The organism is uncultured Alistipes sp., assembly GCF_963931675.1.
Classification (GTDB): Bacteria; Bacteroidota; Bacteroidia; order Bacteroidales; family Rikenellaceae; genus Alistipes.
Window position 1 is genome coordinate 231,013 of the sequence record NZ_OZ007039.1, and the last position, 13,527, is coordinate 244,539.

General features: G+C 63.0%; 15 protein-coding genes. 8 read left to right on the forward strand and 7 right to left on the reverse strand.

Annotation, left to right across the window (positions count from 1 at the left end):
• Positions 1–156 precede the first annotated feature (156 nt).
• From ABGT65_RS01030 to ABGT65_RS01045, 4 genes are read left to right on the forward strand one after another with little or no spacing between them, the layout of a single operon-like run.
• On the forward strand, positions 157–921 hold the full coding sequence (locus ABGT65_RS01030; protein ID WP_346699365.1) for an NADH:ubiquinone oxidoreductase: 765 nt from the start codon (positions 157–159) through the stop codon (positions 919–921).
• An 18-nt stretch (positions 922–939) separates the two neighbouring features.
• Positions 940–1,503, forward strand: a complete 564-nt coding sequence (locus ABGT65_RS01035) for a chromate transporter (protein ID WP_346699366.1) — start codon at positions 940–942, stop codon at positions 1,501–1,503.
• Positions 1,500–1,973: a hypothetical protein gene (locus tag ABGT65_RS01040; RefSeq protein ID WP_346699367.1), complete on the forward strand. Its 474-nt coding sequence runs from the start codon at positions 1,500–1,502 to the stop codon at positions 1,971–1,973. The genes ABGT65_RS01035 and ABGT65_RS01040 overlap by 4 nt, the downstream gene beginning before the upstream one ends.
• Positions 1,974–1,986: 13 nt before the next feature.
• The gene (locus ABGT65_RS01045; RefSeq protein ID WP_346699368.1) at positions 1,987–2,568 is read left to right on the forward strand and encodes a chromate transporter; all 582 of its coding nucleotides are present in this window, start codon (positions 1,987–1,989) and stop codon (positions 2,566–2,568) included.
• A 21-nt stretch (positions 2,569–2,589) separates the two neighbouring features.
• Here ABGT65_RS01045 and ABGT65_RS01050 read toward each other — a convergent pair whose 3' ends face one another.
• The 5 genes from ABGT65_RS01050 to ABGT65_RS01070 all read right to left on the reverse strand — a co-directional run bounded on the left by ABGT65_RS01050 (position 2,590) and on the right by ABGT65_RS01070 (position 7,451).
• On the reverse strand, positions 2,590–2,880 hold the full coding sequence (locus ABGT65_RS01050) for a hypothetical protein (RefSeq protein ID WP_346699369.1): 291 nt from the start codon (positions 2,878–2,880) through the stop codon (positions 2,590–2,592).
• An 80-nt stretch (positions 2,881–2,960) separates the two neighbouring features.
• On the reverse strand, positions 2,961–3,956 hold the full coding sequence (locus tag ABGT65_RS01055; RefSeq protein ID WP_149873922.1) for a transposase: 996 nt from the start codon (positions 3,954–3,956) through the stop codon (positions 2,961–2,963).
• Between the two features lie 150 nt (positions 3,957–4,106).
• A complete protein-coding gene (locus ABGT65_RS01060; protein ID WP_346699370.1) occupies positions 4,107–4,556 on the reverse strand; it encodes a DedA family protein in 450 nt (149 codons plus the stop codon).
• Between the two features lie 12 nt (positions 4,557–4,568).
• Positions 4,569–5,576 (reverse strand): class I SAM-dependent methyltransferase, encoded by a 1,008-nt coding sequence (locus ABGT65_RS01065; RefSeq protein WP_346699371.1) that lies wholly within the window; start codon positions 5,574–5,576, stop codon positions 4,569–4,571.
• A 15-nt stretch (positions 5,577–5,591) separates the two neighbouring features.
• Entirely contained in the window at positions 5,592–7,451 is a 1,860-nt protein-coding gene (locus ABGT65_RS01070) for a U32 family peptidase (protein WP_346699372.1), read from the reverse strand.
• Between the two features lie 94 nt (positions 7,452–7,545).
• On the opposite strand from ABGT65_RS01070, the gene serS reads away from it, so the two are divergent.
• The 4 genes from serS to ABGT65_RS01090 all read left to right on the forward strand — a co-directional run bounded on the left by serS (position 7,546) and on the right by ABGT65_RS01090 (position 10,576).
• Positions 7,546–8,817 (forward strand): serine--tRNA ligase, encoded by a 1,272-nt coding sequence (serS, locus tag ABGT65_RS01075; RefSeq protein WP_346699373.1) that lies wholly within the window; start codon positions 7,546–7,548, stop codon positions 8,815–8,817.
• Positions 8,818–8,863: 46 nt separating this feature from the next.
• Positions 8,864–9,031 (forward strand): DUF362 domain-containing protein, encoded by a 168-nt coding sequence (locus ABGT65_RS01080; protein ID WP_087260820.1) that lies wholly within the window; start codon positions 8,864–8,866, stop codon positions 9,029–9,031.
• Between the two features lie 68 nt (positions 9,032–9,099).
• Positions 9,100–9,987, forward strand: a complete 888-nt coding sequence (bla, locus tag ABGT65_RS01085; protein WP_346699374.1) for a class A beta-lactamase — start codon at positions 9,100–9,102, stop codon at positions 9,985–9,987.
• A gap of 1 nt (position 9,988) precedes the next feature.
• Positions 9,989–10,576: a sugar O-acetyltransferase gene (locus tag ABGT65_RS01090; protein ID WP_346699375.1), complete on the forward strand. Its 588-nt coding sequence runs from the start codon at positions 9,989–9,991 to the stop codon at positions 10,574–10,576.
• 236 nt (positions 10,577–10,812) lie between these two features.
• Here the strand turns inward: ABGT65_RS01090 and ABGT65_RS01095 are convergent, their stop codons facing one another.
• Both ABGT65_RS01095 and prfB read right to left on the reverse strand, forming a co-directional pair.
• Complete coding sequence (locus ABGT65_RS01095; RefSeq protein WP_346703035.1) at positions 10,813–11,997, reverse strand: DUF1343 domain-containing protein; 1,185 nt, start codon at positions 11,995–11,997, stop codon at positions 10,813–10,815.
• Between the two features lie 411 nt (positions 11,998–12,408).
• The gene (prfB, locus tag ABGT65_RS01100) at positions 12,409–13,521 is read right to left on the reverse strand and encodes a peptide chain release factor 2 (protein ID WP_346699376.1); all 1,113 of its coding nucleotides are present in this window, start codon (positions 13,519–13,521) and stop codon (positions 12,409–12,411) included.
• Positions 13,522–13,527: the final 6 nt, after the last annotated feature.

Sequence of the window (13,527 nt, forward strand, 5' to 3'; positions counted from 1 at the left end):
CTCGGAAACCTCACCAACCTCTTTCGAAAAACTTTTTCTTCCACGGGCCGGAATCCCGAACAGGGGAATCCGGTCCGTGTTTTGCGTAATTCGCGGAAAAGAGTTGTACGAACCGCGGCTTTTCCTTATTTTTGCGGGGATACAAAATCTACGCACATGATTTTTCCGAAAATACGGGTCCTGCGCAGCCACGGACGTCAGGCGATTCCGGACCTCGATGCCGTGGAACTGACTGCGGAGTTCCGGGGACGCCCCGAACTGACCTTCACGGAGGATACCTCCGAAGCGGAACATGCCGCGGCCATCTGCCCCACGGGAGCCTTCACGGCAGAACCGCTGTCGCTCGATCTGGGGCGCTGCCTCTTCTGCGGCGAGTGCGCCCGGGTGGCGCCGCGCAACGTGCGTTTCACGAACGACTACCGCATCGGTTCGCCTACGCGCGAGGGCCTTGTCCTGCACGCCGGGGATACGCACGTGCCCTTCGATCCGGAACGGGTGCGCCCCGCCATCCGGCGCTGCTTCTCCCGGGCGCTGCAGCTGCGCGAAGTTTCGGCCGGGGGCGACGCCTCGGTCGAAATGGAACTCAACGCCACGGGAAACGTCAACTTCGACCTCGGACGCTTCGGCATCGGATTCACGGCCTCGCCGCGCCATGCCGACGGCGTGGTCGTCTCGGGCCCGATCTCCGCGAACATGGCCGAGGCGCTGGAAATCTGCTACGACGCGGTCGCCGAACCGAAGATCCTTGTGATGTGCGGTTCGGAGGCTTGCTCGGGAGGGCTCTTCGCCGAGAGCCGGGCCCTCGACCGGCGCTTCCTCGACACCCACACCCCGGACCTCTGGCTCCCCGGCGCCCCGACCCACCCGATGACCTACATCGACGGACTGCTGACCCTGCTGGGCCGCAAAAAACGCGAATAAGCCAAAATCCGGAAAACAATGAACCGTCTGCGCACAATATTCGTCTCGTTCTTCAAGATCGGGCTGTTCACCTTCGGCGGGGGTTACGCCATGATCCCCCTGATCGAACGCGAGGTGATCGACAACCGCCGGTGGGTCGAGCGCAAGGAGTTCCTCGACCTGCTGACGCTGGCCCAGTCGGTCCCGGGGCCGATTTCGCTCAACACCTCGGTCTTCGTGGGATACAAGGTCCGCGGGCTGCGCGGGGCCGCCACCGCTTTGTTGGGGGTTGTACTGCCTTCGTTCGTCATCCTGCTGGCCATCGCGCTCTTCTTCGCCGACGTGCGCCACAACCCGGTGGTCGACGCCGCCTTCAAGGGGATGCGCCCGGCAGTCGTGGCGCTGATCATCGGACCGGTCATCTCGCTGGCCCGCGGCATGCACTGGTCGATGTTTGCAGTCATTGCCGCCTCGGCGCTGACCGTCTGGGGTCTGGGCTGGTCGCCGATCTACATCCTGCTGATCGCGGCGGCCGGCGGCATCGTCTGGGAGCTGTCCGTCGCCCCGCGGATTGCCAAACGCAACAACAAACCGAAAGCATGAATCCGACACAAGCCATGAAACACCTCCTGCCGTTCGTTCTGTTGCTCTTCGCAGCAATATCCGCCGGGCCCTCTTCGGCCCGGAATACGATCTCCGGCCCTACGCAGGCTACCGCCGGGTCCGCCTCCGCCACGGAACAGACCCGGGAAGCCCTGGAAAAATTCTACACGGAATACGCCCGCTGGATGTCGGCCAGTTGCGACGAGGAGATTGCGGAACCCGCATCGCCCCTGGATGATGCCACCCGCCGGAAGGTGGAAAAGGCCCGGGAAGAGAGCGGCGGAGACCCGCTCGTCCGGGCGCAGGACTTCAACAAGCGGTCGCTGCCGACGATCACGGTCGAACATGTCGAGGGCGAATGGTATGCCGTCGCCTATCTCGACACGTACGAAAACCGCTGCGTCATCATTCCGTTCCGCGCCCTGCTGCGCAAGGGGCAGTTGGTAATCACGGACGTTGTTCTCCCATAAAGCGCCCTGCAACATGCTCCTCCTCTGGCAACTCTTCGTCTCGTACCTCAAGATCGGATTCTTCGGATTCGGCGGCGGCTACGCCATGCTGTCGCTGATCCAGAACGAGGTGGTCGTGCAGCACCAGTGGCTCACCAACGCGCAGTTCGCCGACATCGTGGCCATCTCGCAGATCACCCCCGGGCCCATCGCCATCAACTCGGCAACCTACGTCGGTTATTCGGTGGGGATGCAGACCGGGCATCTCTGGTGCGGCGTGCTGGGATCGGTGATCGCCACCTTCGCGGTGTGCCTTCCGTCGCTGACGCTGATGATCCTCGTGGCGCGCTTCTTCCTGAAGCTGAAGGACAACCGGTGGGTCGAGGGGGCCATGCTGGGGATGCGCCCGGCGGTGATCGGCATGATCGCCGCGGCGGCCCTGCTGCTGATCTTCCCCCACAGTTCGGATCCCGACGAGCAGAACTTCATCGACGCCTGGAGCTGGGTGCTCTTCGGCGGGGTTTTCCTGGGGTCGTGGCGCAAGGTGAACCCGATCCTGCTGATCGTCCTCTCGGCCGTGGCGGGGATCCTCATCTATTACGTCTTCGGGTATTAGCCCCGGACGGAGCGGCGGCCACTACATCACGGCCAGCATGGCTCCGCCGGTCAGCAGGAGCATCAGGAAGGCAATCAGCGAAAGGATGCCGAGCACCGCGACGACCGTTCCGATACAGCCCCAACGTTGTATGCCGTCGGGCAGCGGGTCGGAGATCAGGGCGACGATCAGCCCCACGAGTGGCGTGAAGATCAGACTGATGAGGAACGCCCAGCCGAAGCCGATGCGGCGACGGCTGCCGATAATTCCCACCAGCACCGAGAGCAGGCAGCCGCTCAACACGCCGAACAGGACGGTAAAGATCAAAGTCATACTTCGCAGTTTTTTGGGTAATGATGCCAAAAGTGGTTGGTGTCGTATTGGATCAAATGACCAGAATTGTACGATTCTGGTCATTTGCGTTTCTTAATAATTCCATCATTGCTGTTCAGGAAAAGATACCACTTTACAAAGTCCTTAAAATGTTGTTCCGAGAGTCCACGATGGATTCTTAAATTATCCTTCAAGTGACCGAAGAACGACTCAATAGAATTTGAAGATTTAGGTACATTAGGGTATCGCGTGTATGAAAACAGATCGGGTATGGCACGCTTGATATGCGAGACACTTCGATGCAGCATCTTATGCGTAAACCACCATCTTCCCGACAGCTCATCTACGGTTTTTTCATTGATAAATGGTTCGTGTCGCCGATACCAGTCAATAAAAGCCCGTATCCATAACTGTGCCTCATCATGTGTTTGTACTCCATTTAACAAGTGCACCAGTTCGAGGAGTTCCTGTGCCGCTACGGTCTGTGGTTTGCGTGTAATCCACGTCTCTATCTCTCGCGCTACATGTACCGTACAACGCTGCAAGATCGCCTCCGGACACACTTCCCGCACCGCTTTTATGATATTGGGAGATCCATCACAGGTGACACTCTCAATTTGAATGCCGACATCGCGTATAGCCGTTAGGTCTGCTTTCAAATCCCGCAGCGTTTCACTCCTGGTTATGCGATAGAGGAGGGTCATCTTGATGTTGTGATCCCGATATACAACCAGACAAATCTTATTTGAGAAGTAGGTGCCGTCGATCAGAAGATTTACCTTCTCGCGTCGCTGTATCTGCCATAAAGGGCACTGGGGCAAGAGCCGATAGAAGTATCTTTTTAGGGTGCGTTCGCTGTATCCGCTCTCACTCGCAAGGTCACAAATACGCTGTTTACCGCGAACCCAACGCGCGAACCATATAAACTTGTTTTTATCGGAAATCCAGTCTCGACGATCCGTAAAATAGCTGCCACAATTCTTACAATAATAGCGGCTGCAACCGCTACGAGTACCCCATTTTATTGTCTCTAAAAAGCCACAATGAGGACAGCGTATTTTTCGTTTTTTTGACATAAAAATAGAGATTAGTAGAAACCCGTTTCTACTAATCTCTATTTTATCCTTATAACTACCAAATATTATGTCGGTTACATTTTATACCACCAACCACTTTTGGCATCATTACCGTTTTTTGAATATTCGACATTTCGGAGTCCTCCACGGCTATGCCTGGCCGAAAAAGAGGTACTGCAGCAGAATCCAGAACAGAAAACGGACAAACGACCCGGCCAGTGCCATGAGGGCGGTCGTGCGCGGCCGCACGCGGTAGAAGCCCAGGGCAATCATGAAGACCACGCCGATCACCGGGACCCAGAAAAAGGGCGCCAGCCACACGCCGAAGCGGTCGACACGTGCTTTCTGACGGGTCAGTGCCTCGGGACGCACCTTGAAGACGCGTTCCAGCCACTCCCATCGGGCGAACCATCCGAGCCAGTAGGAGGTCATGGCCCCGAGCCAGTTTCCCACCGTCGCAAGAAGCAGGCACGCCACGGGATCGGCCCCGGCAGCGAGCATTCCCACCAGCAGCACATCGGAACTCATCGGCAACACCGTTCCGGAAAGGAACGTTCCGATGAAAAGGCCCGGATAGCCCAGATTCAGCAACCACTCCATCGTTTCCGGCCGTTATCGGGTAAAGCGGTAATAGGTGCCGAGGGGCAGCTCCTTCCCGGCGCGGTCCGCAAAGCACAATTCACCCCACTGTTCCTCTCCGGGGGCACCGAAAGCCTGCCGCACGGCCGTGCGGGCCAGCGTGGAGGACAAGCCCATCGAGTAGAGATTCAGCACGAGAAACGCCCCGCGGGGCTCCAGCAGCCGGGCGCAGCAGTCGAGCATCTCGCCGATCTGGTCTTCGAGGACCCACTTCTCGCCGTTGGCTCCGCGTCCGTAGGCCGGAGGATCGAGGATGATCCCGGCATAGCAGCTGCCACGGCGCACCTCGCGGTGCACGAACTTCAGGGCGTCCTCGACGATCCAGCGCACGCCGTCCAGGCCGCTCTGCTCCATGTTCTCGCGGGCCCACGTCACGACCTGCCGGACCGAATCGACGTGCGTCACCTCGGCGCCCGCAGCTCGCGCCGCGAGGGTCGCACCGCCCGTATAGGCGAAGAGGTTCAGCACCCGGGGAGCGGCAGAGGGGCGGTCGGCCGCAGCAGGGATTCCGCATCCGGAAGCCGTCCGGCGACCGTCGTCCGCACCGGATCCCGGCACGGCGCGGAAGCCGCCGGAAGCCGGGTGAGCCGGGCAAGCCCCGTCGGCCGCACCGCCGAGCCGCCGCACGTTGTCGTAGATAAAGTCCCAGTTGGCGGCCTGTTCGGGAAAGATGCCGACGTGCTTGAACGACGTGAGGGCCAGGCGCATCCGCAACTTCGCCGCCCGACAGGCATAGGTCACCGACCAGCGGTCGGGCATCTGCGGCGCAAGACGCCACTCGCCTCGTTCGTCGCTACGGGCGTCGCGCAGAAACGACGCATCGGCCATCCGCCGCCACTCCGCTTCGGGGAGTGTCCGCCGCCAAATGGCCTGCGGTTCGGGACGCCGTGTGACGTAGCGTCCGAAGCGTTCGAGCTTCTCGAAGTCGCCCGTGTCGATCAGTTCGTAATCCGGGAAATCGGGAGTCAGTTGCTGCTGCATGGTATTTCGTGGATTTTATTTGCGTTCATCTGCTGCGGGGGAACTCCGGCGGGGACGTGCGCCTTCCCGACGGGGCTCCTTGACCAGCGACATCTCGCACGCCGCACAGTCGAACACCAGCCGGAAACGCTCCGCGCCGTGCTCGAGATAGAGGTCGCCGCCGAGGCGCGAGCCTTCGCCCAGGCACTCGCCGATCTCGCGGCGGATGCAGTAGGCCGAGCGCATCACGGTGTGCCCCACGGCCGAGGCGGCGCGTTCCAGCGGCGGTTCGATCTCCCGCACCCCATGGTCGCGGTAGAAAGCCTCGGCGAGGCGGTTGGTGACATTCTCCTCGGCGGTCAGACGCTCCGCCGGGTAGCGGGCCGCGCGGTTTTCGGGCAGGATGCGGTGCGGCAGGGAACGTGCAAGCCGCGCCTGCAACAAGGCGCCGAGGGCTTCGCGCCGTACCCCGGCGGCCAGCGAAGCCGGAACAAACCATTCGGCGCCCCGCACCTCGACTTCGCGCACCGCAAAGATCGTATCGCCCGACTTCATCGCCTGCGCACGCAGCGCCGCGGCATTGGCTTCGGGGTTTCGGGCCCGGTCGGGCGGCAGGGTGCGCGACGCTGCGGCCGAAAGCCCCTCGCAATCGGTGCAGCGGATCGAAAACACCCCTTCGGAGGCCTCGACCACGGCCCGCACCGGAATCACGCGCCGCATCCGGCTGCGCTCCAATGCCAGGTTGAACCGCCGGTCGTAGTTCCGGAACACCTCCGCTCCGGGAGTGATCCCCTCCATGCGGTTCGGGGTGATACGGCGCCCCTCAACGGCATTGACGTTCGTGCCCGTCGCGCCGTGCGGCGTGAGCAGGCAGAGCCCGTCGCCCGGGGCGAGGTCCGCATCGGCATCGAGCGTGAAACTCCCGCCCGCGACCCGCACCACGCGGCCGATCCGCTCGCCGACCGACTTCGGGGTGTCGAACGACGCCACACCGGGATGTTTCCCATCGAAGAAGTATTCGGACTCACCGCGCGTAAAGCTCTTCGCGGGGTCGGGCATAAAGTCCGGAACGCTCTCCCCGACCGATGCACGGCACAGGCCCGGACGTGCGGCCAGCACTTCGTCGAGCGCCCGGCGGTAGTAAGTCACGACGTTGCGGATGTAACCGGTATCCTTAAGGCGCCCTTCGATCTTGAACGACGCCACACCGGCATCGACCAGTTCGCCGAGGCGCTGCGAGAGGTTCAGGTCGCGGACCGACAGGAGGTGTTTTCGCGAAATCAGCGTCCGGCCGCTGCGGTCGGTCAGATCCCACGGCAGGCGGCAGGGCTGGCTGCAGGCCCCGCGATTGCCGCTACGCCCGGACATTGTCCGCGAGAGGAAGCAGCGGCCGCTGTACCCGACGCAGATCGCCCCGTGGACGAAGACCTCGACCTCGGCCGTCGTGGCGGCGCAGATGGCCCGGATCTCGTCAAGCGAGAGCGCCCTTTCGAGAATGACGCGCGAAAAACCAGCCTCGGCCAGGAAGCGCGCCCCTTCGGGCGTGCGGTTGGAGACCTGCGTCGAGGCGTGCAGTTCCACGGGAAGGTTCATCCTGCGCAGGGCCATGTCCTGCACGATGAGGGCGTCGACTCCGGCATCGATCAGCTCGCGGGCCTGCCGTTCGGCATCGGCGAGCTCCTCGTCCCAGAGCAGCGTATTGAGCGTGGCGTGGACCCGCACGCCGAAGCGGTGGGCATATGCCACGACGCGGGCGATCTCCTCCGCGCTATTCCCGGCGGCCTGCCGCGCCCCGAAGCGCGCGCCTCCGATATAGACGGCATCGGCGCCCGCATCCACGGCCACGACGGCCGAGGCATAATCTTTGGCCGGAGCCAACAGTTCGACGGTTTTCACACGGATTGAATTTTGCACAAAAATAAGACAATTTTAGGAATTGTTTTGTAATTTTGTCGCTCGTAACGCGAAAACACAAAAAACATCCGATACCATGCTTACGATCAAGCAAATCCGCGACGACCGCGAGGCCGCGATCCGCAAACTCGCCAAGAAGGGCGTCGACGCCGCCCCCGTCATCGACCAGATCCTCACGCTCGACGACCGCCGCAAGGCCATCCAGCTCGAACTCGACAACACGCTGGCCGCCCAGAACAAGGCCGCCAAGGAGATCGGCGCCCTGATGGGGCAGGGACGCCGCGACGAGGCCGAGGAGCGCAAACACTTCGTGACGGACCTCAAGGAGAAGTCGACACGCCTGCAGGCCGAGTCGAACGACGTGCAGCAGGAACTGCAGGCCGCGCTCGTCACGCTGCCGAACTTCCCGGCCGAGATCGTTCCCGAAGGCAAGACGGCCGAGGACAACCTCGTCGTAAAACTCGTCGAGAGCTACACCACGCTGCCCGAGAACCCGCTGCCCCACTGGGAGCTGGCCAAGAAGTACGACATCATCGACTTCGACCTGGGCGTGAAGCTCACCGGGGCCGGATTCCCCGTCTACAAGGGCAAGGGGGCCCGCCTGCAGCGCGCGCTGATCAACTACTTCCTCGACTGCAACACCCGCGCCGGATACCTGGAGGTCGAACCTCCGGTGATGGTCAACGAGGCGTCGGGATTCGGGACCGGACAGCTCCCCGACAAGGAGGGGCAGATGTACCACGCCACGGTCGACAACTTCTACCTCGTGCCGACGGCCGAGGTGCCCGTGACGAACATCTACCGCGACGTGATCCTCGACGAGAAGGACTTCCCCGTAAAGATGACGGCCTACACGCCGTGCTTCCGCCGCGAGGCCGGCTCCTACGGCAAGGACGTGCGCGGCCTGAACCGTCTGCACCAGTTCGACAAGGTGGAGATCGTGCAGTTGTCGCTGCCCGAGGTTTCCTACGAGGCCCTGGACGGCATGGTGGCCCATGTGGAGACGCTGGTCAAGTCGCTCGGCCTTCCGTACCGCATCCTGCGGCTCTGCGGCGGAGACATGTCCTTCACCTCGGCCCTGACCTACGACTTCGAGGTCTACTCCGAGGCGCAGAAGCGCTGGCTGGAGGTTTCGTCGGTCTCGAACTTCGAGTCGTTCCAGGCCAACCGTCTGAAACTCCGCTACCGCGACGCCGAGAAGAAGATCCACCTGGCCCATACGCTCAACGGTTCGTCGCTCGCCCTGCCGCGTATCGTGGCAGCGCTGCTCGAAAACTTCCAGACCCCGGAAGGAATCCGCATTCCCGAGGTGCTGATTCCCTATACGGGTTTTGATATTATCAAATAAGTTTCTATATTTGCACTACACACATTAACCATAAACACGAAAAACAATGGCTTACAAAATCACTGATTCCTGCGTAGCTTGCGGGACCTGCATCGGCGAGTGCCCGGTAGAGGCCATCTCGGCCGGCGACATCTATGTCATCGATCCCGACAAGTGCATCGACTGCGGCACCTGCGCAGGCGTTTGCCCGAGCGAAGCAATCGTTTCGGAGTAACGAACGGCAATAACCGTCAATCACGCCTCGGGATGCTTTCCGGGGCGTGTTTTTTATGCCATGTGCCCATGATGCGGCTACTGTTTTACGTGGGGATACTGCTCCTGACGGCCTGCGGTCCCCGCTCCCGGAGCCTCGAACAAGATCTGGAACAACTCGCGGCAACGCTCCCCGAGGCCCGGATCGGCATTGCCGTCCGCACACCCGACGGGAAGACCATCGCCCGACAGGACACGCTGCTGCCGCTGTTGAGCGTCTTCAAGTTCCCGCTGGCCCTGGCCGTGCTGGACAAGGCCGCCGCGGAGGGAACTCCACTCACGACGCCCGTCGAGGTGGGCCCCGAATGGCTCGATCCCGGCACCTACAGCCCGCTGCGCGACTCCCTGCCGGCGACGGGCGGAGGGGTGACGCTCGGCGAACTGTTGCGATACAGCACGTCGCTGAGCGACAACATCGCCTGCGACCGCCTGCTGGCCTACGTCGGAGGCCCCGACTCCGTGGAGCGCTACGTGCGGGAGAGGGCCGGGATCGAAAGGTTCCGGATCGCCGCCACGGAGCGCTCGATGCACCTCGATCCTGCCAACCAGCGGATCAACGTCGCACGCCCTTCGGCCGTCTGCGCACTCTTCGCCCGCTTCCTCGAAGGCGGGCTGCTGGCACCGGAACATGAGGTCCTGCTGCGGCAGTTGCTGGAGGGCGCGACGACCGGCGCGAACAAACTCCGCGCAGGGCTTCCCGAAGGGGTCGTCCTCGGCCACAAGACCGGTTCGTCGGACCGCACGCCGGAGGGGCTCCGCATCGCCGACAACGACGCCGGCTATGTCGTACTGCCCGACGGCCGCCGCTACTGCGTGACGGTGCTGGTCACCGACTCCCCGGCCGACGATGCGGCGAACGCAGCTGTGATTGCGGCCATCTCGAAACGCATTTACGAACATTTCACCGAAAATCAATAACATGAACGACCTCGAAAAGATGCGCTCGGGGCGCTGGCTCCACGCCGTGACGCCCGAAATCGGCTCCGCCCTGCTCCGCGCCGAGGAACTCTGCTTCCGCCTCAACCAGTTGCCGCCCTCCCGCCGCGAAGAGCGCGAGACGATCATCCGGAAACTCTTCGGCCACGCCGGCGAGGCGCCCTGCCTCCACAGCCCGTTCCACTGCGACTTCGGGGCGCAGATCTCCGTGGGGGACCACTTCGTCGGGAACTTCAACCTCACGATCCTCGACGAGGCTCCCGTGACGATCGGCAGCCACGTCTACATCGGCCCCAACGTGGGAATCTACACCGTACACCACGCCCTGCTGGCGGACCAGCGCAACGAGGGGATCATGCAGTCGCTGCCCGTCGTGATCGGCGACAACGTCTGGATCGGCGGCAATGCGGTCATCCTGCGCGGGGTGACGATCGGCGAGGGGGCCGTGATCGGTGCCGGGAGCGTCGTTTCGCGCGACATCCCGCCGCGGGTCATTGCCGTGGGGAATCCCTGCCGCGTGCTGCGTCCCCTGACCGAAGCCGACCGGATTGCGACGTCGGAGATCGACTGATCCGCCGGGAAGGGAGGGGCCAGACACCGGAACGGAGGCGGCCAGACAGAGCAAGAAACGGGCGGATATTGCTTCGGAGACGCAACAAGCGGCTCCGACAGGACCGAACGCCACAAAAAGCGGCGGCACACCCACGACCGTATCAAGCAGCACGGCCGAAACGGATGCGGACCGGACAAAAAAGCGGCGGTACACCCTTTGCCGGGCGTGCCGCCGCTTTTCATCGAAGGCCGTCGCTATTCGTACAGGAGGTATTTTGCCCGGAGCTGCCGGAAAGCCGCGGCTTCGGGCTCCCAGCGGGCCCGGATCTCGGCATCCGTGGCCCCGTCGAGGATCATCTTGCGGATCCACCCCACGCCGACCAGTTTCTCGAACATCGGCGTGAAGAAAGACTCGCCCAGCCCGAGATCGGCACAGGCGTCGATGACGTATTGCAGCGAAAATCCGGTCATGCGGGCCTCGTCAAGCGGCAGACGGCTCAAATCCTCGCCCCGGCACAGGCGGCCTTCGAGCGGCGGATGTTTTGCCCCGGGGGTCGGGCGCGGCGTGAAGGTGAAGGTCCGCCCTTTGAGATCGGGGTGACCGTAGATTTCGAACGGCTTGTCGGTGCCGCGCCCGAGGCTCACGACCGTCCCCTCGAAAGGGCACAGCGCCGCATAGAGGTAGACGGCCCGCTGCGTCGGGAGATTCGGCGACGGCGCGACGGGAAGCACGTACTCCGTGGCGTGGGTGTAGTTGCGGCACGGGACTACGGTCAGGTCGCACCGCCGGGCCCACCCCTCACCTACGGCCATGCGGGCGATCTCGCCCATCGTCAGGCCGTGCAGCACCGGGATCGGCAGTGCCCCGACGCCCGACTTGTACTTCCTGTCGAGCAGCGGCCCCTCGACCTTGTCGCCGTTGGGGTTCGGGCGATCGAGAACGATGACCGGCCGTCCGAATTCGGCCGAAGCATCCATCATCCGCAGCATCGAGATATAGTAGGTGTAGAAGCGCAGCCCGACGTCCTGCATGTCGACGACCAGCACGTCGAACGAACGCATCACCTCGTCCGAGGGGCGCAGCGTGCGTCCGTCGTAGAGCGAGCGGATCGGAATGCCCGTGCGGGCATCGACCGACCCGGCGACCTTCTCCCCGGCATCGGCCGTGCCGCGGAATCCGTGTTCGGGCGAGAAGATCGCCACGACATCGAAGCCGCTTTCGTGGAGCAGATCGACCAGATGGACCCTTCCGGCGGCATCGACGGTCAGCGGGCGCCCAGCAGTCCCCACGGCTCCGGGCATCGCGGCCACGGAGGTATGGTTGGCCAGCACGGCGACGCGACGCCCGCGCAGCAGCGGGAAGTAGGCGGCCGTATCGGTCATGCCGACCAACACGCCGGAGCCCTCCGGTCTGTTCCCTGCCGCGGCGGGCACCGGCATCACGATCGCCGCCACACCGACGGCGACCGCCGCAAGGCCCGCAACAGCCGCGGACCCGATCGAGAAAAGGCGCTTTATCATATGCTTCACCGTTGATTTTCAGCTATCTTGGAGAGATACAATCGAAAAATCCTCCGTCATGAGAACGCTCTGGTTGCTGCTCCTGTTGGGATCGGCCATCCCGGTCCGGGCCGCTGAGTTCACCGATTCAGCCCGTTTCAGTCGGGGCACCCGGAATACCCTTCCCGCCCCTTCCGCACGCTGACGGCTCCGGAGGTGTGCGAAGCCTGCTTCCGCGACCGGATACTGCGCCGCCGATACGGAGACAAGGTGCGCACGGCAACCTCCGGCCCCGGCTCCCGACCTCCGGTCTCCGTCCAGCCCCCTGGTCACGACTCCCCGGCCCCTGGGCTATGCCTGGCCGCCGAACTCCATCAGGTAGGCCTTGATGAAGGCATCCAGATCGCCGTCCATCACCGCCTCCACGGCCGAGGTCTGAACCCCCGTGCGGTGGTCCTTCACACGGCGGTCGTCGAAGACGTACGAGCGGATCTGCGAGCCCCACTCGATCTTCTTCTTCGAGGCTTCCAGCGCCTGCTGCGTGGCCATGCGCTTGTCCAGTTCCCGCTGGTAGAGCTTCGACCGCAGGATCCGCATCGCGTTCTCGCGGTTCATCAACTGCGAGCGCGTCTCCATGTTCTCGATCAGATATTCGACCGGTTCGCCCGTATCGGGGTCCTTGCCGTGGTAGCGCAGCCGCACGGCCGTCTCCACCTTGTTGACGTTCTGACCCCCGGCCCCCGACGAGCGGAACGTGTCCCACTCGATGTCCGCCGGGTTGATCGTGATCTCGATCGTGTCGTCGACGGCCGGCGAGACGAAGACCGACGCAAAGGTCGTCTGCCGCTTGTTGTTGGCGTTGAAGGGCGAGAGACGCACCATGCGGTGCACGCCGTTCTCGCTCTTGAGGTAGCCATAGGCGTACTCACCCTCGAACTCGATCGTGCACGACTTCACACCCACCTCGTCCCCGGCCTGGTAGTCCAGCACCTTGACCTTGTAGCCGTGGGCCTCGCCCCAGCGCGTGTACATGCGCAGCAGCATCGACGCCCAGTCCAGCGCCTCGGTGCCGCCCGCCCCGGCGTTGATGTCCATGATGGCGCCCAATTTGTCCTCGTCGCGACGCAACATGTTGCGCAGTTCGAGCTTCTCGACCTTTTCGAGCGTCGCGGCGTAGTGCGCGTCCATCTCCTCCTCGCTCACGACCCCCTCCTTCACGAAGTCGGGCATCAGCGCGAGGTCCTCGACATCCTTGCGGATCGCATCGTAATCCTCGACCCACGCCTTGATCCCCGCCACCTTGCGCAGCTGCTCCCGCGCCCGGTCGGGATCGTCCCAGAAGTTCGGCTCCTGGGTCTTCTCCTCCTCGTTGCGCAGGTCGATGCGCTTCTGCTCGATGTCCAGGCAGCGTTCCAGCGCCTCGCGGCGCGTTTCGAGTTCCTTGATCTGTTCGGATAAAACCATATCTCT

Bases quoted from the DNA above. Each gene is read 5' to 3' on its own strand.
- ABGT65_RS01045 (WP_346699368.1), top strand. From the start codon at position 1,987: ATGCTCCTCCTCTGGCAACTCTTCGTCTCGTACCTCAAGATCGGATTC.
- ABGT65_RS01080 (WP_087260820.1), top strand. From the start codon at position 8,864: ATGGCTTACAAAATCACTGATTCCTGCGTAGCTTGCGGGACCTGCATC.
- ABGT65_RS01030 (WP_346699365.1), top strand. From the start codon at position 157: ATGATTTTTCCGAAAATACGGGTCCTGCGCAGCCACGGACGTCAGGCG.
- ABGT65_RS01095 (WP_346703035.1), bottom strand. From the start codon at position 11,997: ATGCCGGTGCCCGCCGCGGCAGGGAACAGACCGGAGGGCTCCGGCGTG.
- ABGT65_RS01040 (WP_346699367.1), top strand. From the start codon at position 1,500: ATGAATCCGACACAAGCCATGAAACACCTCCTGCCGTTCGTTCTGTTG.
- ABGT65_RS01060 (WP_346699370.1), bottom strand. From the start codon at position 4,556: ATGGAGTGGTTGCTGAATCTGGGCTATCCGGGCCTTTTCATCGGAACG.
- ABGT65_RS01090 (WP_346699375.1), top strand. From the start codon at position 9,989: ATGAACGACCTCGAAAAGATGCGCTCGGGGCGCTGGCTCCACGCCGTG.
- prfB (WP_346699376.1), bottom strand. From the start codon at position 13,521: ATGGTTTTATCCGAACAGATCAAGGAACTCGAAACGCGCCGCGAGGCG.
- ABGT65_RS01065 (WP_346699371.1), bottom strand. From the start codon at position 5,576: ATGCAGCAGCAACTGACTCCCGATTTCCCGGATTACGAACTGATCGAC.
- ABGT65_RS01050 (WP_346699369.1), bottom strand. From the start codon at position 2,880: ATGACTTTGATCTTTACCGTCCTGTTCGGCGTGTTGAGCGGCTGCCTG.
- serS (WP_346699373.1), top strand. From the start codon at position 7,546: ATGCTTACGATCAAGCAAATCCGCGACGACCGCGAGGCCGCGATCCGC.
- ABGT65_RS01055 (WP_149873922.1), bottom strand. From the start codon at position 3,956: ATGTCAAAAAAACGAAAAATACGCTGTCCTCATTGTGGCTTTTTAGAG.
- ABGT65_RS01035 (WP_346699366.1), top strand. From the start codon at position 940: ATGAACCGTCTGCGCACAATATTCGTCTCGTTCTTCAAGATCGGGCTG.
- bla (WP_346699374.1), top strand. From the start codon at position 9,100: ATGATGCGGCTACTGTTTTACGTGGGGATACTGCTCCTGACGGCCTGC.